The following is a 19,787-nucleotide window of genomic DNA, read 5'->3' on the forward strand; positions in this document are numbered from 1 at the left end:
TCCCTGCCTAGTGCGCAATTGCGCACTAGGCGCAGCGACCTAGTTCGTAGCCCGGATGGAGCGAAGCGAAATCCGGGAAAGTGCAAGCGGCGTGAGCGGTCCCGGATTGCGCTCCGCTCCATCCGGGCTACGGACCTGCGGCCCAACGACGCCGGTGGTCATGGTCTGCGTTCGCAGGGACGACGTGTGGAGATAGTTTCGCCGCTCTTCAACCCCTTTCGTTTTGCATGTTCCGACACCAGATAAGGCGCCATGGATTCACAATCAGATATCAAAATCACGACCGAGGCGCCCGTTCGCGCGCCCTCGTCCGTTCCCGTCGATGACGCGGTGCTGCCGTTCGAGGTCGCAGAACTCGATCTGCGCGGGCGGCTGACCCGGCTCGGCCCCGCGCTCGACGACATTCTGACCAAGCACGATTATCCGCCTGCTGTCGGCAAGCTGCTTGGGGAAGCGATCGTGCTGGCGACGCTGCTCGGCACGGCGCTGAAATTCGACGGCCGCTTCATCCTGCAGACGCAGACGGACGGCCCGGTCTCGTTCCTGATCGTGGATTTCCAGTCGCCGGATCGCCTGCGCGCCTATGCGCGCTATGACGCGAGGCGGCTGAAGGAAGGCCAGGATTCTGGCCAACTGCTCGGCAAGGGCCATCTGGCGATGACCATCGACCAAGGACAGGACATGAGCCGCTACCAGGGCCTGGTGGCGCTCGACGGTGGCAGTCTCGAGGACGCCGCGCATGAATATTTCCTGCGCTCCGAGCAGATCCCGACCCGCGTGCGGCTCGCGGTCGGCGAGGAATGGCGCGGCGGCGACGGTAGCGGCCCGAAGCACCGCTGGCGCGCCGGCGGCATGCTGCTGCAGTTTCTGCCCAAGGCGCCGGAGCGCGCGCGGCAGGCCGATTTGCATCCCGGCGATGCACCTGATGGCGCGGTGACGCATTCCGTTGCCGAGGATGATGCCTGGGTCGAGGGCCAGTCGCTGATCGGCACCGTCGAGGATGTCGAGCTGATCGATCCCGATCTGTCGGGCGAGCGCCTGCTGTATCGGCTGTTTCACGAACGCGGCGTGCGCGTGTTCACGCCGCTGCCGTTGCGCGCGCAATGCTCCTGCTCGCGCGAGGCGGTCTCTGCGATGCTGAAAAGCTTTGCGCCGAAAGACCGCGCCGAGATGGTGAAAGACGACAAGGTAGTGGTGACCTGCGAGTTCTGCTCCTCGGTCTACCAGTTCACCCCGCATGAAGCGGGCGTGGAGGAGTAGGCGACCGTTTCGCCGTCATTGCGAGCGAAGCGAAGCAATCCACGTCTCCGCAAGCCGCGCTATGGATTGCTTCGCTTCGCTCGCAATGAAGGGGCCGGAACGATGCCCCTGAAATCCGTCGGAATCCGTGGCCCGGATGGAGCCAACGGGTCGCGCGAATGCGCGCCCGATGACAGGCTCCGCGCAATCCGGGATTCTCACCGCCGGCCAAACCTGTCCCGGATTGCGCTGCGCTCCATCCGGGCTACGAAGGAAGGCACGTTGCCCCTAATTCAACACCCGCTTGTTATCCGGGCTATCCAGCGAGAACGTCGGCACATCGACCTCGAACCGCTCGCCGCTTGCGCTGACCATCTGGTAGCGCCCGGTCATGAAGCCCGACGCGGTCGGCAGCGGCACGCCGCTCGTGTATTCGAAGCGCTCGCCCGGCGCCAGCACAGGCTGCTCACCGACCACGCCTTCGCCGCGGACGTCCTGCTTGTGGCCGGTGGCGTCGGTGATGATCCAGTGCCGGGTGCGGAGCTGCACGGTCTCGGCGCCGGTATTGGTGATGACGATGGTGTAGGACCAGAAATATTGGCCGCGATCGACCGACGAGCGCTCGGGGAGGAAGTTCGGCTCGACGGTAACTTCGATCTGGCGGGTGACGGCGCGGTACATGCGGGCAAGCTTTCGGAAATCCTGTTCCGTATCATAGCCAAGAATGCCGGGGGAACAATCTCCGGTCAGCCGGGTTTGCCGCTTGTTTGATCGCGGTTTCAACATAGTTCCGTTCTAGAGCGCACCCGCGCGCGGTCCGGCTCCGTATCTGTTTGCGTATCTTGTTTGCAAGTTGCGGGCCGATATTATCTCCCCGGACAGTGCACGCGTAAAAGCTAAGCTAGCGGTGCCAGATGTCGTCCATTGCCGATCCAGTTGCCGGAAGGCCTATCAGCGATACCAAGGCCGCGGTGGCTTCCGCGCCGGCGATCACGCTGCCCGTTGCCGGCGAGCGCGAATTGCGGCTCGACCTGTTTCGCGGGTTGGCGCTGTGGCTAATCTTCATCGACCATCTGCCGACCAACATTCTGACCTGGTTCACCATCCGCAATTACGGATTTTCCGACGCCGCCGAGATCTTCATCTTCATCTCCGGCTACACCGCCGCCTTCGTCTACGGCCGCGCGATGCTGCAGGCCGGCTTCGTGGTGGCCACCGCGCGCATCATGCGCCGGGTCTGGCAGATCTACGTCGCCCATGTGTTCCTGTTCGTGATCTTCCTCGCCGAAATTTCCTACGTCGCCACCCGTTTCGAGAACCCGCTCTACAGCGAGGAAATGGGCATCATGGATTTTCTCAAGCAGCCGGATGTCACTATCATCCAGGCGCTGCTGTTGCGCTTCCGTCCCGTCAATATGGACGTGCTGCCGCTCTACATCGTGCTGATGCTGTTTCTGCCTGTCATCCTGTGGCTGATGAAGTGGCGGGCCGACGTCGCGCTTGGCCTGTCGGTGCTGCTGTATGCGTTGACCTGGCAGTTCGACTGGTATCTGGCGGCCTATCCGAGCGGCTTCTGGATTTTCAATCCGTTCTGCTGGCAGTTGCTGTTCGTGTTCGGCGCGTGGTGCGCGCTGGGCGGCGCCGCACGGATGTCGCGAGTCCTGTCGTCGCCGGTGACGATGTGGATTTGCATTGTCTATGTCACGTTCGCATTCTTCGTCACCTTGACCTGGCACATCCCGCAGCTCAACTTCCTGATGCCGAAGCGGCTCGAACAGTGGATGTATCCGATCACCAAGACGGATCTGGACGTGCTGCGGTTTGCCCATTTCCTGGCGCTGGCTGCGCTCACCGTGCGCATCCTGCCCAAGGATTGGTCGGGTCTGAAATCGCGCTGGCTGCGACCATTGATCCTGTGTGGTCAGCATTCGCTTGAGATATTCTGCCTCGGCGTCTTCCTGGCCTTCGCAGGGCACTTCGTGCTGGCCGAAGTTGGCGGGGGTGCTGTCACGCACGCCCTGGTCAGCCTTGCCGGAATCCTCATCATGTGGGGCGTCGCGTGGGTGATTTCGTGGTACAAGCATTCGGCCGACAAAGATGCGTCCAGGACCAAGCGCACGGGCGGCAATGCCGATATGGCTGGAGGGAGCGTATGAGGCCCGGTTCTGGTGCCGTACTAGCCCTGTCGCTGCTCGCCGGCCTTGCGGTTACCGGTTTGGCGCGGGCCGAGGATGCCACCTGCGAGGTGCCGGCCTATCTGCTGAGCACCGAAAGCCTGCTGCCGAAGGTCACCGAGGCCGTCAAGAACGGCCGGCCGCTGACCATCCTCGTGGTGGGTAGTCGTTCCTCGACCATCGCCGCTTCGGCCGACAGCGCCTATCCCGCCCAATTGCAGGCCGCCTTGAAGGAGAAGCTGCCCTCGATCCAGATCAACCTATCCGTAGAACTACAGCCCGGGAAAACTGCGGAGGAGACTGACACCACCCTCGTTAAGCTGGTGGAAGCAAAAAGGCCTACTTTGGTCATCTGGCAGACCGGAACCGTCGATGCTATGCGATCCGTCGATCCCGACGATTTTCGCGGCGCCGTCGGGGACGGGGTTGCTGCGCTGCAAAATGCGGGAGCCGATGTGGTTCTGATTAATCCGCAATACAGCCCGCGCACGGAGACGATGATTTCTGCGCCGCCATACCTAGATAATATGCGCGTGGTGGCGCAGCAGCTTAATGTTCCGCTGTTTGACCGGTTTGCCATCATGCGTCACTGGAATGATGCCGGAGATTTCGACCTGTTCAGTACTTTTCACGGCACCGACATGGCCAAACGGGTTCATGGCTGCCTCGGCCGCGCGTTGTCGAAATTTGTGCTCGATGCGGCTCGCCTCGATCAGGCGCAGCAGAATTAGGGAACTAGCGTTAATGAGTCGTTACTACCCTTTTTGTTTGTCGACATTGCCGATCGTCTTTGCCGCGAGCCTGGCGCTATTGATGCCCGCCTCGGTGCTTCCGCTGCTTGCCCAGACGGCCCCGCAACAGACCGCCCAGCAGGCGGCGCTGTCCGATAACGCCAAAACTGACAACAAGGCTGAAAAAAAGCCTTCGGCTGAAAGCGCCCCGCCGCAGGCCGTTCCCTCGGCCGCCGTCAATCCGACGGCGCAGAAGGGCATCACCGGCAAGGCGATCGACAAGGTGAAGGAGGTTGCGAAATCGGCCGGCGACATCTTCAGCCGTGTTCCGTGCCTGCCGCCGAAGGGCGCCTCCAAATCGATGGGGTCGCTGCCGCGCGTCGCGAGCAAGCTCGTCGCGGGGCAGCCGGTGGTGATCGTCGCGTTCGGATCGTCGTCGACCGCCGGTTTTGGTGCGACCTCGCCGGATTTCAACTATCCCAACCGGCTCGCCGCGCAATTGCGCCGGCAATATCCGACGGCCGACATCTCCGTCATCAATGCCGGCAAGGGCGGCGAGGATGCGCCGGAAATGATGAAGCGGCTGCAGACCGCCGTCATCGACCTGCATCCGGACCTGGTGATCTGGCAGGTCGGCACCAATGCGGTGCTGCGCAACCTCGATCCGGCGGAGACCGCGAAACTCGTCGAAGAGGGCATTACGCGCATTCAGGCGGTTGGCGCCGACGTCGTGCTGATCGATCCGCAATATTCGCCGCGGGTCAACGAACACGCCGAAAGCGCCGGCAAGATGATGACGCTGCTGAACAAGACCGCCGAGCTTCGCAAGGTCGGCTTGTTTCCGCGCTTCGCTGTCATGAAAGACTGGCACGAAAAGCAAGCGATCCCGATCGAGAACTTCGTGATCGCCGACGGCCTGCACATGAGCGACTGGGGCTACGCCTGCTTCGCCCAACTGCTCGGCGACGACATCATCAAGTCGGTCGGCCAGATCAAGCTCGGCGTCAACGTGCCGTCGGACGTGCGCGCGTATAGGCCGATGTGATGCGCTTCCCTCCCCTGGAGGGGGAGGGTCGACGCGCGTGAAACGCGCGGCGGGGTGGGGTGACGGTCTCTCCTCGCGAACAGTGCCCGAGTTGAGAGACCGTCACCCCACCCCGTCCCGCATTTCGCTGCGCTCAACGCGAGCCGACCCTCCCCCTCCAGGGGAGGGTAAGCGCGAACCTCACGCCTTCTCCAGCGCAGCCGCAAAATCCTCGATCAGATCATCGGCATGCTCAAGCCCGGCCGAGAAACGAATGAAACCTTCGCTGATGCCGAGCTCCGTGCGCGCCTCCGGCGTCAGCCGTTGATGCGTCGTCGTCGCGGGATGGGTGACGAGGCTCTTGGCGTCGCCGAGATTGTTGGAGATGCGCGCGATCCGCAGCGCGTTGAGGCAGCGGAATGCGGCCTGCTTGCCGCCCTTGACCTCGAAGCCGACCAGCGTCGAGCCGGCGCGCATCTGCTTCTTCACCAGTTCGGCTTGCGGGTGATCGGCGCGGCCGGGATAGATCAGCCGCGAAATCTTCGGGTGCGACGCCAGCGCGTCGGCGACCTTGCCTGCCGTCTCGGTCTGCGCGCGCACGCGCACGCCAAGCGTCTCCAGGCCCTTGAGCAGGGCCCAGGCGTTGAACGGCGAGAGCGATGGCCCGGTCTGGCGCATGAAGTTGTGGATGTGCTCGGCGATGAAAGCTTCCGACGACAGGATGATGCCGCCCAGGCAGCGGCCCTGGCCGTCGATATGCTTGGTCGCGGAGTAGACCACGACGTCGGCGCCAAGCGAAAGCGGGCTCTGCCAGATCGGCGTGGCGAAGACGTTATCGACGATCAGCCGTGCGCCGCCACTGTGCGCAATCTCGGCAATCGCCGGGATGTCGAGCACGTCGAGCGTCGGATTGGTCGGGCTCTCCAGGAAGAAGGACTTGGTGTTCGGCCGCAATGCGCGCTGCCACTGGTCGAGATCAAGACCGTCGACCAGCGTCGTCTCGATGCCGTAGCGCGGCAAGAGGTCCTGCACCACGTAAAGGCACGAGCCGAACAGAGCTCTCGAAGCAACCACGTGGTCGCCGGCCCGGAGCGGTGCGAGGATCGCGGTCGTTACCGCGGCCATGCCGGTCGCGGTCGAGCGCGCGGCTTCCGCACCCTCGAGTTCGATCATGCGGCGCTCGAACATATCAATCGTCGGATTGGAATAGCGCGAATAGATAAAGCCTGGCTCCTGGCCCTTGAATCGGGCCTCGCATTGCTCCGCGCTGTCGTAGACGTAGCCTTGGGTGAGGAACAACGCCTCCGACGTCTCGCCGAATTGCGAGCGCAGCGTGCCGCCATGGACAAGGCGGGTTTCGGGACGATAGCGCTTGGTAGAACCAGTCTCAGGCATGTGACCTCCGTCGTGACCATCCTTGAAAATGGTCACAAAAAACCGGCCTGGAAAAATTTCCACAGGCCGGGATCACACGTGTCCCCGGCCTGTTTAGCGATTTATTTAACGTGGCTGCAAGCCGGCCGGCTCAAATCACCACGGGATAAGTCATGCTGATATTACCTCGCGCCCTTCCCGTCAAGGCGGCCATCGGATAACCCCTAAAAGCCCATATTTACGAGGTTTGGATAACATTTGGGCCGTATTGAGGATCGCGCCGTGCCGTTCACGCTTCCGCCCGACGCCAACGGAATTCTGCCCGACCGCATGATCGCGGCGATGGCGGATGCGGGCCTGATCCTGCCGGAATATCCCTTTGTCGAAAGCCAGATCCAGCCGGCAAGCCTCGATCTGCGGCTGGGTAACATCGCCTACCGGGTGCGCGCGAGCTTCCTGCCCGGTCCCGGCGCCACGGTTGCCGAGCGCATCGACGAGTTGAAGCTGCACGAAATCGACCTCTCCGACGGCGCGGTGCTGGAGACCAACTGCGTCTACATCGTGCCGCTGCTGGAAAGTCTCGCGTTGCCGCCGCAGATCGTTGCCGCCGCCAATCCGAAGAGCTCCACCGGGCGGCTCGACGTCTTCACCCGCGTGATAGCCGACGGCACGCGACGGTTCGACATGATCGGCGCGGGCTATCACGGCCCGCTCTATGCCGAGATCAGCCCGAAGACGTTTCCGGTACTGCTGCGCGAGGGCTCGCGGCTCAGCCAGGTGCGCTTCCGCACCGGCGATGCCATCCTCAACGCCGACGAACTCGACGCATTGCACGGCGCCGAGCGGCTGGTCGATATCGACGACGCAGATTTGGCCAATGGCGTGGCGCTGTCAGTCGATCTCTCCGGCGAAAACACATCAGGCTTCGTCGGCTACCGCGCCAAGCGCCACACGGGGGTGGTCGATATCGATCGACGCGGCGGCTATGCGGTCGATGAGTTCTGGGAGCCGATCCCGGCCCGCCCGGACGGCAGCCTCATCCTCGATCCCGGCGAATTCTACATCCTGGCCTCGAAGGAAGCCGTGCAGGTGCCGCCGGATTACGCCGCCGAGATGGTGCCGTTCGATCCCTTGGTCGGCGAATTCCGCGTGCACTACGCGGGATTTTTCGATCCCGGCTTCGGCTATGCCGGCGCCGGCGGGCAGGGCGCGCGCGCCGTGCTCGAAGTGCGCTCGCGCGAGGTGCCGTTCATCCTCGAGCACGGCCAGATCGTCGGCCGCCTGGTCTATGAGAAAATGCTGTCGCGGCCCCACTCCTTGTACGGCCAGCGCATCGGCTCAAACTACCAGGCGCAGGGGTTGAAGCTCTCCAAGCATTTCCGGGTGTGACTCGTCATTGCGGCGAGCGAAGCGAAGCAATCCATCGCGCCGCAAGCTGAGGAATGGATTGCTTCGCTTCGCTCGCAATGACGGTGCATCTACCGCGATGCTGACGTAGCCGCCGGCGTTACGCGCCAGATCGTGTTGCCGACGTCGTCGGCGACCAACAGCGCGCCCTGCTTGTCGAGGCGCACGCCGACGGGGCGGCCCTGCGCCTCGCCCTTGTCGTTGAGGAAACCGGTCAGCACGTCCTGCGGCGCACCCGAAGGCTTGCCGTCCTTGAACGGAACGAAGATCACCTTGTAGCCGGCGCGGGGCTTGCGATTCCACGAGCCGTGCTGGCCGATGAAGGCGCCGTCTTTCATCTCGGGAGGAAACAGATTGCCGGTGTTGAAGGCGAGCCCAAGCGAGGCCGTATGCGCGCCGAGCGCATAGTCCGGGGTCATCGCCTTCTGCACCAGGTCGGGCCGTTGCGGCTCGACGCGCGTGTCGACGTGATCGCCATAATAGCTGTACGGCCAGCCATAGAACGCGCCTGATTTCACCGAGGTCATGTAGTCGGGAACGAGATCGTTGCCGAGTTCGTCGCGCTCGTTGACGACGACCCAGAGCTCGCCGGTTTTCGGATTCCATGCCGGGCCGTTGGGGTTGCGCAGGCCCGAGGCGAATACGCGCCATTGGCCGCTGGCCCGGTCGACCTCCAGAACCGCCGCGCGATCCTTCTCGGCTTCCATGCCGTTTTCGCCGACATTGCTGTTGGAGCCGACGGTTGCGTAGAGTTTCGTGCCGTCAGGACTGGCGGTGAGGTCCTTGGTCCAGTGGTGATTGCGGGTGCCGGCAGGCAGGTCCGCAAGCTTGACGCCGGGCGCGCTGATTTTGGTGTCGCCTTCGTGATAGGGGAATTTCACGATCGCATCGGCATTGGCGACATAGAAATCTTCGCCGACCAGCACCATGCCGAACGGCGAATTCAGCCCGCTGAGGAATGTGCTTCTCGTTTCGGCAACGCCATCGCCATCGGCATCGCGCAGCAGTGTGATGCGGTTGGCGCTCGGAACCCCTGCGCCCGCCCGGCTCTGTGCCAACCCGTAGATGAAGCCCTTGATGCTCATGCCGCTCTGCTTCGGCGGCGCGTTGCTCTCGGCGACCAGCACGTCGCCGTTCGGCAGCACATAGACCGTCCGCGGATGCTCGAGCCCGCTGGCGAAGGCATTGACCGTCATCCCGTTGGCGGCGATCGGCTTGGCGCCGTCGGGCCAGCGGTTGACGGACGCGATATCGACCGTCGGGATCCACGAATGTTCCGGCGGTGGCAGGTTGGGCGAAGGACCATAGCTCTGCGCCACGGTCGCGGTGTCCTTGGGGTCGTTACAGGCGGCCAGCGGCAGCGCCAGCGCGCCGATGCATACTGCCTGGAGAAGGAGGTTGTTACGCATGGCGGGTTCCTCGGCAGGTTGATCGTACAATGCGGTCCCCGCCGGAACGTTCGCGTGGTCCGGCATGAATTTCGCGTGAAATGGGCTGCCGGCGACGCCTCGCCTGCAATCGCGCAGGCCCCCATTGCGCCTTTCGCACGTGGAATCATTCCCCGTCATGCTAGGAAAGCGCGCGCCGCGGCTACCCAAGTCCGCGCGCGGGGAGCAGAAATGTCCGATATCGGCGTTGCCGAAATTCCTGTCGACGAGAAGGAACGCCTGCTTCCGCCGCCTGAAGCGCCGGTGAAGAATGCGTTGCTTGACGGCCCGATCCTGCGCACGCTGCTGTGGCTGGCCTGGCCGAACGTGATCGCGCTGACCGCCGGCACCTGCGTCGTGATCGCGGAGACCTCCTATATCGGGCGTCTCGGCGTGGAATCGCTGGCGGCGATGGCGCTGGTTTTTCCGATCGTGATCCTGACCATGACCATGTCGGGCGGGGCCATGGGCGGCGGCGTGGCCTCGGCGATCGCGCGCGCGCTCGGCGCCGGCGATATCGACCGCGCCTCGACGCTGGCTGCGCATGCGCTCCTGATCGGGCTCTGCTTCGGCTTGACCTTCATGCTGGGCATGCTGATCTTCGGCCCTGCGCTGCTGGAATTGCTCGGCGGGCGCGGCAATGTGCTGGCGCAGGCGGTGGCCTATACGCAGATCTTCTTCGGCGGCGCGGTGGTGCCGTGGCTGATGAATACGATGTCGGGCATTTTGCGTGGCACCGGCAACATGAAGCTGCCGTCGCTCATGATGCTCTCGTCGGCCATTTGCCAGATCATTCTCGGCGGCACGCTGGGCTTGGGCCTCGGCCCGATCCCGCAATTCGGCATGCGCGGCGTCGCCGCCGGTTCGCTGATCGCCTACATGATCAGCATCTCCGTGATGTCCTGGTATCTGTTCTCGGGCCGCGCGCGCGTCATTCCCAAAATTCGCGGCCTTCGCATTCGCATGCCGATGTTCATCGACATTCTGAAAGTCGGCGCCATCTCCTGCTTCTCGCCGCTGCAATCGGTTTTGACCATCAGCATCTTCACCCACATGCTGGCGAGTTTCGGCACCGAAATCCTCGCCGGCTACGGCATCGGCGCGCGGCTCGAATTCATGCTGACGTCGATTTCATTTGCGGTTGGCATCGCCTCGGTGCCGATGGTCGGCATGGCGATCGGCGCGGAACGTATCGCGCGGGCCCGCAGGATCTGCTGGATCGCGGGGGTCGTCGCATTCGTCTCGCTCGGCGCGGTTGCGAGCGTCATTGCTGTATTCCCCGACATCTGGGTCAATCTCTTCACCGACGATGCGAGCGTACGCGCCGCCAGCCGGCAGTATTTGTCCACGGCGGCGCCGATGTATGCTTTCCTCGGCCTTGCCACGACGTGCTATTTTTCATCGCAAGGCGCGGCCAAGATGATCGGCCCGGTGCTGGCGCAGACCGCGCGGCTGTTGTTTATCGGCACCGGCGGCTGGTGGCTGTCCGCGCACGATGCGACCGCGCAGGACTTCTTCAAGCTGGCGGCGGCCTCGATGGTGCTGCTCGGCGTGCTGTCGTGCGTCAGCGTGATGCTGACCCGCTGGGGGCCGAAGCAGCGCGCCGTCCCCACCGTGCGGCCGGCGCTGCCGTGATATCCGCTACTAACAAAGACCTCATTCCGGGATGGTGCGTTAGCACCAGACCTCAGGTGTTAAATTGCACACCGGGGAATCTCGAGATTCGGGGTTCGATGCTTCGCATCGCCCCGGAATGACGGGATCCTTACCGCCGCCGGTGACGCCGGCCGTGGCGGCCGCCGCCAACATTGGCCATGCGCATCAGTTGCGGGACCATGCTCATCAGCTCGCCACCGCCACCGCCGCCGAGCATGCCCATGACATCTCCGCCGCCCGTGCTGCCGAAATTCATGCCGCCGGTGCCCACGCCATAACCCTCGGGGACGTAGCCGCCGCCGGCTGAAATTCCGCCCGTCATGCCACCAAAGCCACCGCCACCGCCTTCCATCATGCGGCTCATCATCGGGCCCATGGTCTGCATCATCATGGCGAAGCGGCGCTTGCCCATTTTCGCCTTCATCATTTCAAGCATCGGCGCCATCTGCGTCATCATGTCTCCGCCGCCGCCGGCGAATTGCGCCTTGGCCGGCGTCGCAGTCAGGGTGAACAGCAAAAGCAGCGTGGCCGCCTGACAGACTACCTTGTCAGCTCCAGTCATGGTTCGACTCCTCATGCGCGGGCGGCCGCGGGCGCGGCGCCATTCGGACGCACGCGCCGAGGCTAGGAGCGGGCAGGGAACCGATCTGTGCGAAAGATCACGCTTTCCTGCGGCGGGCGGTGAACTCGGTGACGACGCGCCATGTTGCACCCGCATCCGCCGAGACTTCGCCGCGCCAGAGGAACGAGTTGGCGGTGATGTCTCTAAAACTCCAGCGGGCCAACTGGCCGTCCGGCCGCGTGCCCATCTGCTCGATGTCGCGGCCTTCCGCCCGGCCGATCATCTGCAGGAAAGTCCGCGTGACTGGGTCAGTCCATTGAATCCGCCAGGCGTCGATATCAGGATCGTAGACCCGCAGCGTGGTGCCGTACGAATTGAAATTGGCCGCGGCATCGCGGTTGCGCAGTTCGCCGCGTGGCGGCACGATCCAGACATCCTGGATCGCGCGCCCCTCCAGCGCCCAGCCAAAATGCCATTCGCCGGCGCGGCGGCGTTCGCGGCCATCTTCGGAAAAATGCCTGACATCGAGATCCCAGGAACCGACGAAGCGGCCGTAGAGATCCATCTTGCCGGCGCGGTCGGCCGAGGGGCCGTCCGCGCCGAGGGCGTCGAGAAACGCTGACGTCATGCCGCGCTGCGTCCCAATGCCTTCTGCATGGCCTGTGTGCCGAGATTCATCTGCGCGTCCATATAGGGGGCGATCTCGTTCGGCAACACATCCGCAATCCACACGAAGCGGGTGCGGCCGTCGCTTTCGGCAAAAACCTGTGCCGAGGCGCTATGCTGCCTGATGCGCTCGCTGACGATGGCATAGACCAGTCGCCGCTTCGTGTCGTCGCAGTCAACGAGGATTTCGCGCGCGACCGTGCCGTTCGAAAACGTGACGATGCGCGCGTCGCCGTCGAGCTGGGTGTCGGTCACGAAGCCGGGCACCAGCCGCGTATGCAGTGCGCCGAAATCGCGCAGCGCGTCCCAGACGTCGTCGGGGGAGGCGTCGATGATGATTTCTTTCTGGATGGAGGCCATGGTTCTAGTCCGTTGTTGTTAGGTGATGATTGTTGAATTCGTCATTGCGAGGAGCCAACGGGTCGCGCGAATGCGCGCCCAGATGACAGGCTCAGCGACGAAGCGATCCATCTCGCCACTTGCCGAGACATGGATTGCTTCGCTTCGCTCGCAATGACGCGGAGAGATCACGTGCAAACCGCCTCGACATTGTTGCCGTCGGGATCGATCAAAAACGCCGCGTAATAGGTCGGGCTGTAATCGGCGCGCGGTCCGGCGCTGCCATTGTCGCGGCCGCCGGCCTTCAGGCCCTCGGCATGGAATTGCTTGATCGCCGCATGATCCTTGGCGCGGAACGCGACATGCGCCGCTGACCCCGCCGATCCCTTGTGCAAATGCAGCCAGAGCGCGGGCGCGCCCTTCGGGCCGAAGCCTGCGCCGGCATCGTCGCGCGAGCACAGCACGAAGCCGAGCGGCGCGAGCGCCGCCGTATAGAAGCGCACGCTGGCGTCGAGGTTGCCGACGCGTAATCCGATGTGGTCGTACATGAGTTTCTCCAGTTGGAAGCGCTGCGAAGTCGCGCGGCCTGGAGAAAGCCTAGTCAGTGGAGGGCCAGCCGTTCTTGGAAAATCTTGCGGTCACCCCGCGAGGCCTGGCGGAATTTTAGCGGCGAGGCGCCGGCGGCGCGGCCAAACGTGCGCACGAAATTGGACAGGTCCGCAAAGCCGACATCATAGGCGATATCGGTGACCGGGCTGTCGTCATCGGCGAGCCGCCGCGCCGCATGGCGCAGCCGCGAGCGCAGCAGATATTGGTGGGGCGTCACGCCGAGCACATCCGAGAACAGCCGCAGGAAATGGAAGGGGCTGATTCCGGCCTGATCGGCGGCGTCTTCCAGAGTGATTGGCCGGTGCGAATGGGCATCGATCCACAGCGCGGTTTCTACCGCGCGGCGGCGGTCGCGCGCCGCATCGGGGCCCTGTTTGCGCGGCTTGCCGGAAACCACCTCGACAAAGCGGCTCGCCAGCACCTGACCGATCTCGTCGAGCCCGATATCGCTGCTGCCATCTGCTGCCGATTGCGCCAGTTCCCCAAGCACCACCAGTTCCGGCAGCGGCGGTGCGGAGCCGATCTGCCAGGGGATCTGGCTGTCGCCGATCGCTTCCACTAGTTCGGGCGCGAGGAAGAACGACAGGCACTCATCGCCGCAGACGTGCTCGTGGGTGCAGGTATATTCATCGCCGGGATGGCCGATCAAAACCGATCCCGCCACCAGTTCGCTGAACTTGCCGCGGCAATGCAGGCCGAAACTGCCCTTGCGCACATAGGAAATCGAATAACGGCTATGCTGCTCCGCAAACGGCTTGTCGCCGGGCACCGCGGTGCAGCGAAAGTCGGAAACCGAAATGGATTTGCGTTCGAGAAGCGTGGTCGCCGTCATCCCGCAGATTTAGGGATGCGCGCGCGGCGGTGCAACCGGCAGCAGCACGTCGAACAGCGTCTTGCTGGCGGTCGGGCTCGCGCCCTCGATCGAGAGCAGCCGCCGCTTGGAGATCGCCCCGCCGTGCGGCGAGATCTTGTCGGCATAGTTGCCGGCTTCGAGCACGCGGTGGCAGGGCACGATGATCATGAAAGGGTTGCGGCCGATCGCCTGCGCCACCGAATAGACCGCGCCAGATGCGCGCAAGGCCGAGGCAATTTCCGCATAGGTCCGGGTCTCCCCGCGCGGGATCTCGCGCGCATAGGCGTAGACGCGCTGGCTGAAGGCCGGAATGCCGGCCATATCCAGCGCAACCTCGGCGAAATCGCACGCCGCCCCGCGCAGCAGGGCTGTGATGCCGTCGATTGCAGCCTGGACATTCGGGGGAGGGCGATGTTCGCGCGCATCCGGATAGAGCTGAAACAGCCGCCGCCGCGTATCGATCTCGCGCACCTCAGGAAGCTGCACACCAATGATGCCCGACGGTCCCCACGCGATGCCGCAGCGGCCGATCCCCGTGTCAAAAATAGTGTAGCCACGCCCCGTCATACACTCACCAAGCCCCGAAGGGATCATAACATCGGCCTGACGAAGCGCATCCGGAATTTTGGGGAAGTTAACAGTGACGCGAAACGGGCAACGGAACTGCTTGGCGGATCGCGCGAGGTCGGCTAATCATGGGGCGCGACCCGCGGGCGTAGTTCAATGGTAGAACGGCAGCTTCCCAAGCTGCATACGAGGGTTCGATTCCCTTCGCCCGCTCCAAGCTCAGAAATGCTGATATAATGGGCTCTTCTTAGGAAATTAGAGAACAGCGGCTCGCTTCCAAACGAAAATCCGTACAACGGCTGTACAATTCTCAGGCCAAGGCAAATCAAGCTCGTCCCCGAAAACCGGTGGGATAAGCTTAGCCCCTCTCAAGGCTGAAACAGGGGTTCGATTCCCCTAGGAGCGCCAGATTTCAATCATTTGGCTGTTGGCCTGCGGGTGGTGTCCAGTTGGTGTCTTGTCGACGCCGACGTCGCATTCGCTCGCACGGCATCTTGGCGCCTGATTTAGTGGCAATCGAATCCTTGGAGCCGGCGAAAGATTTTGATCTTTGCTGCGCACTCAACAGGGGCAGTTCTCGTCTCCAACTGAAGTTGCCTGGAGCGACCGGGGCGCCCGAAAGCGGAGGACCGGATGTCGGACGCCGCCGAAGCGAATGACGACGGGCTGTTGGAGTTCTTTCCGGAAGAACGGACCCGCGCTCGGGTGCGCGGATCTGTTCCTATTGGGAGACAATAGCCCTAGGTGGAATGCTTCCATCGCCGCACTGCTGCGGATGTTTCGCAAAGGCGATCGGCCTGCCTTGCGAGTATCGTCGTCGTTCTGCCGCCCGGCAACGACGCAGAGGCGACACTGGCCCAAGTGAAGCGGTGCTTTCCGCAAGCTTGGCGGCGCTACGTCAGCTCCGAACTTGCCTCGGACCAGATCGAGAGGGCCTTCCGGGTCGTCAGCTGTATTGTCAGCGGCAGTCTTGAGGCCGCATCCCTGGTCGAAATCGTGAGGCGCGCGCCGAGCGGGAGCGCATTCATCATAACAGAAGCCGCCGCTTACCGTACTCCCGACGGGGGCACCCCATCTAACAGTTCAGCCCTGTCGGAGGATTTCTGGGTCGGCCACCTGCATTCACTCGTAGCCTTACTCCAGGCGGCGGCCGAGCCATCGCTCGCTTACGTGGCGGTCGACGCCGGAGAATTTCTTCCCGATCGGCCCGAACATCGCGACTTGCTGCATACGACCCGTGACGGTCTGCTCGGCATACAGGACCCGGCACGAAGCTGCCGTGCAGAGTTGCTGTCGGACGACTACTTTCACGCGGTTCAGGAGGCGGTCAAGAGCGTCGCGGTCAAGATGCGGTCTCGGTCGGGATATCCGATGACGGAGCAGCGCTGGTCGACCGTGTATTAGGCGGCGACCCTCCCCTGTTGGCGATCAACGCGCGCCCCTCCATGAGCGAGCGCAGCGAACAAAGTGGGTTTGCTAATCTTGTTCGCGGACCCTTCGGAATGTTCCGAAACACAGCGGCCCACGAAGCGCGCATTCATTGGCCGATGTCCAAGGAGGATGCCGAAGATCTTCTCTCGATCGTCTCCCTAATCCACCGACGTCTCGATCAGGCCCGTATGCCTCCACGCGTCTGATTGTCTGCGGATATCGAGGAACATTCAACGCAAGTCCGACATCTGAGGCGATGCGGTACTGCGTTCGAGGTTAAGCAGGTCGCTTAGCTGCCCCGCCTGCACACGTGTCCGCTCTTTGATTTCGTTCCACCGTGCCTCATTGCGCTCCTGCGCGATCATCTCAGGATAGACCTCGTCGATGAGTATGCGCATCAGATGGCGAACTTGTTTCAACAGGTCGCCCTTGAAGGATTCACGCAGGTTCGCTGAGAGGCTTCCGATCCGTTTCATCGAGGATAGGCATGTCGTCTGCAATTCATTCAGGCGTCCCTTTGGATCCTGCGTCAGGCACGGCCGACGAATGCCAGCACCGGGGGCGAGGGTTTCGATCGGGCGGCCCAACGCAGTAGACCAGGATGGTCTTAAAGCCGCGCGCCTTGGCCTCCGCTGGTCGTCCGTTCGACCAGTAGCGCAAGCGAGAATTGGGTTTGCGGCGCCAGGGCATGGCGCATCTCAGCGCCGGACATGCGTGCTGGCAAATCGCGCTACCGGTTGAGAGTGGAACAGCCACCCGCTACTGTCTTTGGCGGGTGTTGATAACCAGGCCGCGAATCGTTGCCGAACGGAAGAACAGAAGAATGAAGCGCCTTGCGCTGGCTGGAGCGGCCGTTCTCTTGGCCTTGTCTGGGCAAAGCGTTCATCCAGAGCCCATCAGCGTTGACGCCATTGCCGTGGTAGACGGCGACACCATCGACGTCGGGCCACAGCGGTACCGGCTGGTTGGCTTCGATACTCCCGAAATCTGGACGCGACGCCGCAAGGTGTCAGCGGATGAAAGGGCTTTGGCGACCATAGTCATGCAGCGCCTTGGCGAACTGCTACACAGCGGCCCGCTGGACTTGACCGAAGTTGTCTGCTCCTGCCCCGCAAGCACCATCGGGACGAAGGAGTGCAACGGCGGAAGGAAGTGCGGTCTGCTGGCGCTCAACGGGAAGAACGTCGGCGAGACGCTGATAGCTGAAGAACTGGCCGTTCCGTTTGTGTGCGGAAAGACGCGCTGTCCCAGGATGCCGGACTGGCCCAAGATCATCGAGCGGCAGTTTCCAGCAAGACGATAGTTCCTAGTCAATCTGGCGAGAAACAACCTTTGCGGCGTTGGTCTCAAACTTCAGACCCTCCTTACCGATTTCAAGCCGGTAGTTCCATGCACCGGCCATGCCGGCAAGGATGATAACAGCGAGTACGAGAATCAGCCGGTTGGGATCAACTCGCATTGTACTTCCCGTCCATGTTGGGCATCCAGTACGGCTGTCGAATGAGTTTGCCGTCGCGGTCGACATATTCCGTCAGAAGGGACTTGATCGCCCGGCTGACCACCTGTGAACGGCTTTCGTTAAAGCGACGGCAGGCCTCATCGAGGGTCTGCAGTTCGCTTTCGGAGAGACGGAAGGAGATGACTGGTTTGCTCATGGGCAAAAACACTACGCCCAATTGCTGAATAAAATACTAACGATGTAATACGCCCGGTCGTAGGCAGGTGACAGACCGCCGGAGCCACAAAATGGGTTTATTAATCACGGCCGCCAGCCCCAGGCCGTGAATCCGCTGGCGGAGAGGGCGAGGATTTAGATTGATTCGTCAATGCGCAAGTGATCGAGGTGTTGTTCAGCTTCAAAAGTTGCGTCGGAGCGATAGAACCTCTCAGAGGACCGTCCGCCGTCATCGAAATAGTAAACGCTGTATAATCCAAACTCGTTCGTCTCTTTGAAATGAAATCCGTACCGGCTTTCCACTATGTGGGGCACTCGAAACACCACTAATGTGCTTGTTTCATACACTACCTGGCCGCGGGGTAGCTCGAAGTTGGTAGCGGTTCTCTGAGCCAAAAACTCGCGCAATGCAGCTTGGAGTTTCTGTAGGAAACGGGTGTCCTTGATCTTCGGGATATATTTTTCCAGGTGGTCAAGGTCTCGATCGCTGGTCGCTGGCCCCCTGAACTCCCAGTCCTTGTCGTCAGCACGTTGCAGCGCATGGAATTTGACGAGGTTTAGGAAATGCTCCTCGATCTCGTCAATGGAATGACGATCGAAGGCGTCGGCATAAAGGACGTGCTCGCGCGTACCGAGGAAATCGAAATCCTCATAGAGCGGGTATCGCTTCGTGATGAGAAGAAAGTGCGCCTCGCGTTCCTTGTTGCTAGCCTTTTCGATTTCAGCTTCAACTGATCGCGCCTTGTGATACAGGCGCAAAAATCGATCAGGATCAAACCGCACCAGGTAGTTGGCCAACTCTCGGCGAAAGGTGGCCAGCATCAGGTCACGATCGGATGCAGAACTCAGCCCGGACCGGGTGACCGCGGCAGACCCTTTGGTCTTGGTGGAACGCGAACCACGTCCCAGAAAATACGCGCCGGCAGCAACCACGATTAGGCCGATCCATTCCATAGAATCCCCCGCCATGCCCGCGCTCGCGGGTTGAGCCATTTAGTGCAAACACGCCGCTGTTGCACAAGTCAAGATTAATGCAACACTGGTAGACATAAGTCTTCGCAACGGCTTTGACCGTTGCATAAGTCTGTTGCAAATTGGCAGTGTTGAAATACGGCTATGCCCGCGTCTCTACCACCGAGCAGGATCATGCTGGGCAAGTCGATGCGCTAAAGGCCGCTAGCGCTGTCAAGGCCTTCAGCGAAAAGATAAGCGGGATAAGGGCGGACCGGCCACAGCTCGCCCGTGCGATTGCCGCGCTCGACCAGGGCGATGTGTTAGCAGTCACGCGGATTGACCGCCTGGCGCCTTCGGCGCGTGATCTTCTTAACATCGTGCATGACATCGAGGCGAGGGCGCGACCTTCGAGTCGTTGACCGAGCCTTGGGCCAACACGAACTCACCGCAAGCCGCGGCTATGCTGACGATGCTTTCGGCTTTCGCCCAGCTCGAACGCGCATTTATCTTGGCCAGGACGAAAGAGGGCAGGGAGCGCGCGCGGATTTTAGGCCGAAGCTTCGGGCCCAAGTTCAAGCTCAGCCAGCAGCAGATCGCGCACGCGCGGGATCTGCAAGGTGAAGGGCGCGGCCTGCGGGAGATTAGTGCGCTGCTTGGTTGTCATGCCTCAACCATATCGCGCGCCCTGCAAATTCAAAAAGAAGAGGAGGAAATCGCATGACCGCAATCATGCTCACCCGTGTTGACCATCACTACAACATGGCACGGTATTACAAGCTAGATATTCAGCCTACGCTGTTTGGCGAGTGCTCCCTTGTGCGAGAATGGGGGCGCATTGGGCGTGCTGGCACAGTTCGGATTGAAGCGTATTCGTCCCGCGGCCTGGCCGACATCGCCATGATCTCAAAATGGGCGCAGAAGCGAAAGCGCGGCTACCGCTAGACGATTGATCCTGGCTTACCTCAGCAAAGCGTGTCGAGAGAGCGGAAATTTGAAACGTAGCGCCAGCTTCTTGCTTAATCCACCGTCTCCCGGCGGGGCTGACAGAGTAGTCTCGCCCAGGCTGAGGCTAGGCACAACCGAATCGATTTTCCAATAA

The 19,787-nt window shown here is 62.2% G+C and carries 23 protein-coding genes, 1 tRNA gene, 1 pseudogene and 1 riboswitch; of the genes and pseudogenes, 12 read left to right on the top strand and 13 right to left on the bottom strand.

Features of this window, described 5'->3' with window-relative positions:
• The first annotated feature begins 252 nt into the window (after positions 1-252).
• Positions 253-1,260, top strand: a complete 1,008-nt coding sequence (locus V1286_RS37220) for an Hsp33 family molecular chaperone (protein WP_334488822.1) — start codon at positions 253-255, stop codon at positions 1,258-1,260.
• A 267-nt stretch (positions 1,261-1,527) separates the two neighbouring features.
• Here V1286_RS37220 and apaG read toward each other — a convergent pair whose 3' ends face one another.
• Positions 1,528-1,920, bottom strand: a complete 393-nt coding sequence (apaG, locus tag V1286_RS37225; RefSeq protein WP_334490187.1) for a Co2+/Mg2+ efflux protein ApaG — start codon at positions 1,918-1,920, stop codon at positions 1,528-1,530.
• Positions 1,921-2,153: 233 nt separating this feature from the next.
• Here apaG and V1286_RS37230 point away from each other — a divergent pair, with 233 nt between their 5' ends.
• Genes V1286_RS37230 through V1286_RS37240 form a run of 3 tightly spaced genes read left to right on the top strand, consistent with a single transcriptional unit; the run spans position 2,154 to position 5,189 of the window.
• Entirely contained in the window at positions 2,154-3,395 is a 1,242-nt protein-coding gene (locus V1286_RS37230; RefSeq protein WP_334488825.1) for an OpgC domain-containing protein, read from the top strand.
• Entirely contained in the window at positions 3,392-4,144 is a 753-nt protein-coding gene (locus tag V1286_RS37235) for an SGNH/GDSL hydrolase family protein (protein WP_334488827.1), read from the top strand. The genes V1286_RS37230 and V1286_RS37235 overlap by 4 nt, the downstream gene beginning before the upstream one ends.
• 13 nt (positions 4,145-4,157) lie before the next feature.
• Entirely contained in the window at positions 4,158-5,189 is a 1,032-nt protein-coding gene (locus V1286_RS37240; protein WP_334488830.1) for an SGNH/GDSL hydrolase family protein, read from the top strand.
• Positions 5,190-5,369: 180 nt separating this feature from the next.
• On the opposite strand, the gene V1286_RS37245 is transcribed toward V1286_RS37240, so the two are convergent.
• The gene (locus tag V1286_RS37245; protein ID WP_334488833.1) at positions 5,370-6,563 is read right to left on the bottom strand and encodes an O-succinylhomoserine sulfhydrylase; all 1,194 of its coding nucleotides are present in this window, start codon (positions 6,561-6,563) and stop codon (positions 5,370-5,372) included.
• Between the two features lie 72 nt (positions 6,564-6,635).
• A riboswitch (SAM riboswitch) is annotated at positions 6,636-6,715 on the bottom strand.
• A gap of 109 nt (positions 6,716-6,824) precedes the next feature.
• On the opposite strand from V1286_RS37245, the gene V1286_RS37250 reads away from it, so the two are divergent.
• Positions 6,825-7,931 carry a 2'-deoxycytidine 5'-triphosphate deaminase gene (locus tag V1286_RS37250; protein WP_334488835.1) on the top strand — a complete coding sequence of 369 codons (1,107 nt, stop codon included), beginning with the start codon at positions 6,825-6,827 and terminating at the stop codon, positions 7,929-7,931.
• Positions 7,932-8,020: 89 nt separating this feature from the next.
• Here the strand turns inward: V1286_RS37250 and V1286_RS37255 are convergent, their stop codons facing one another.
• The gene (locus V1286_RS37255) at positions 8,021-9,358 is read right to left on the bottom strand and encodes a PQQ-dependent sugar dehydrogenase (protein WP_334488837.1); all 1,338 of its coding nucleotides are present in this window, start codon (positions 9,356-9,358) and stop codon (positions 8,021-8,023) included.
• A 210-nt stretch (positions 9,359-9,568) separates the two neighbouring features.
• Between V1286_RS37255 and V1286_RS37260 the strand changes: the two genes are divergently transcribed.
• The gene (locus tag V1286_RS37260) at positions 9,569-11,011 is read left to right on the top strand and encodes an MATE family efflux transporter (protein ID WP_334488839.1); all 1,443 of its coding nucleotides are present in this window, start codon (positions 9,569-9,571) and stop codon (positions 11,009-11,011) included.
• Positions 11,012-11,141: 130 nt separating this feature from the next.
• Here the strand turns inward: V1286_RS37260 and V1286_RS37265 are convergent, their stop codons facing one another.
• The 6 genes from V1286_RS37265 to V1286_RS37290 form a co-directional block, all read right to left on the bottom strand.
• Entirely contained in the window at positions 11,142-11,594 is a 453-nt protein-coding gene (locus V1286_RS37265; protein WP_334488842.1) for a hypothetical protein, read from the bottom strand.
• 97 nt (positions 11,595-11,691) lie between these two features.
• Positions 11,692-12,222, bottom strand: coding sequence for a hypothetical protein (locus V1286_RS37270; protein ID WP_334488844.1), 531 nt, complete (start codon positions 12,220-12,222; stop codon positions 11,692-11,694).
• Positions 12,219-12,620, bottom strand: coding sequence for an SRPBCC family protein (locus V1286_RS37275; RefSeq protein ID WP_334488846.1), 402 nt, complete (start codon positions 12,618-12,620; stop codon positions 12,219-12,221). The genes V1286_RS37270 and V1286_RS37275 overlap by 4 nt, the downstream gene beginning before the upstream one ends.
• 167 nt (positions 12,621-12,787) lie before the next feature.
• The gene (locus V1286_RS37280) at positions 12,788-13,147 is read right to left on the bottom strand and encodes a VOC family protein (protein WP_334488848.1); all 360 of its coding nucleotides are present in this window, start codon (positions 13,145-13,147) and stop codon (positions 12,788-12,790) included.
• Between the two features lie 53 nt (positions 13,148-13,200).
• Complete coding sequence (locus tag V1286_RS37285) at positions 13,201-14,040, bottom strand: helix-turn-helix transcriptional regulator (protein ID WP_334488851.1); 840 nt, start codon at positions 14,038-14,040, stop codon at positions 13,201-13,203.
• Positions 14,041-14,049: 9 nt separating this feature from the next.
• Positions 14,050-14,628: a methylated-DNA--[protein]-cysteine S-methyltransferase gene (locus V1286_RS37290; RefSeq protein ID WP_334488854.1), complete on the bottom strand. Its 579-nt coding sequence runs from the start codon at positions 14,626-14,628 to the stop codon at positions 14,050-14,052.
• A 142-nt stretch (positions 14,629-14,770) separates the two neighbouring features.
• On the opposite strand from V1286_RS37290, the gene V1286_RS37295 reads away from it, so the two are divergent.
• The 3 genes from V1286_RS37295 (at position 14,771) to V1286_RS37305 (ending at position 16,265) form a co-directional block, all read left to right on the top strand.
• Positions 14,771-14,844 (top strand) — tRNA-Gly (locus V1286_RS37295).
• Between the two features lie 528 nt (positions 14,845-15,372).
• Positions 15,373-16,032, top strand: coding sequence for a hypothetical protein (locus V1286_RS37300; RefSeq protein WP_334488857.1), 660 nt, complete (start codon positions 15,373-15,375; stop codon positions 16,030-16,032).
• Positions 16,033-16,046: 14 nt separating this feature from the next.
• Positions 16,047-16,265, top strand: a complete 219-nt coding sequence (locus V1286_RS37305; RefSeq protein ID WP_334490189.1) for a TIGR02391 family protein — start codon at positions 16,047-16,049, stop codon at positions 16,263-16,265.
• Positions 16,266-16,289: 24 nt separating this feature from the next.
• Here the strand turns inward: V1286_RS37305 and V1286_RS37310 are convergent, their stop codons facing one another.
• The gene (locus V1286_RS37310; protein ID WP_334488859.1) at positions 16,290-16,535 is read right to left on the bottom strand and encodes a hypothetical protein; all 246 of its coding nucleotides are present in this window, start codon (positions 16,533-16,535) and stop codon (positions 16,290-16,292) included.
• 347 nt (positions 16,536-16,882) lie between these two features.
• Here V1286_RS37310 and V1286_RS37315 point away from each other — a divergent pair, with 347 nt between their 5' ends.
• The gene (locus V1286_RS37315; RefSeq protein ID WP_334488860.1) at positions 16,883-17,362 is read left to right on the top strand and encodes a thermonuclease family protein; all 480 of its coding nucleotides are present in this window, start codon (positions 16,883-16,885) and stop codon (positions 17,360-17,362) included.
• Between the two features lie 3 nt (positions 17,363-17,365).
• Here V1286_RS37315 and V1286_RS37320 read toward each other — a convergent pair whose 3' ends face one another.
• From V1286_RS37320 to V1286_RS37330, 3 genes are all read right to left on the bottom strand, one after another.
• Positions 17,366-17,518 (bottom strand): hypothetical protein, encoded by a 153-nt coding sequence (locus V1286_RS37320; protein ID WP_334488862.1) that lies wholly within the window; start codon positions 17,516-17,518, stop codon positions 17,366-17,368.
• Complete coding sequence (locus tag V1286_RS37325; protein WP_334488863.1) at positions 17,508-17,714, bottom strand: ribbon-helix-helix domain-containing protein; 207 nt, start codon at positions 17,712-17,714, stop codon at positions 17,508-17,510. Before V1286_RS37325 ends, V1286_RS37320 begins: the two co-directional genes overlap by 11 nt.
• Positions 17,715-17,869: 155 nt before the next feature.
• Positions 17,870-18,703: a hypothetical protein gene (locus tag V1286_RS37330; protein ID WP_334488864.1), complete on the bottom strand. Its 834-nt coding sequence runs from the start codon at positions 18,701-18,703 to the stop codon at positions 17,870-17,872.
• A 131-nt stretch (positions 18,704-18,834) separates the two neighbouring features.
• On the opposite strand from V1286_RS37330, the pseudogene V1286_RS37335 reads away from it, so the two are divergent.
• Both V1286_RS37335 and V1286_RS37340 read left to right on the top strand, forming a co-directional pair.
• A pseudogene (locus V1286_RS37335) lies at positions 18,835-19,409 on the top strand (recombinase family protein).
• Positions 19,406-19,630, top strand: coding sequence for a WGR domain-containing protein (locus V1286_RS37340; RefSeq protein WP_334488866.1), 225 nt, complete (start codon positions 19,406-19,408; stop codon positions 19,628-19,630). The pseudogene V1286_RS37335 and the gene V1286_RS37340 overlap by 4 nt, the downstream one beginning before the upstream one ends.
• The last annotated feature ends 157 nt before the right edge of the window (positions 19,631-19,787 follow it).

Origin of the sequence: Bradyrhizobium algeriense (genome assembly GCF_036924595.1) — a bacterium.
Lineage (GTDB): Bacteria > Pseudomonadota > Alphaproteobacteria > Rhizobiales > Xanthobacteraceae > Bradyrhizobium > Bradyrhizobium algeriense.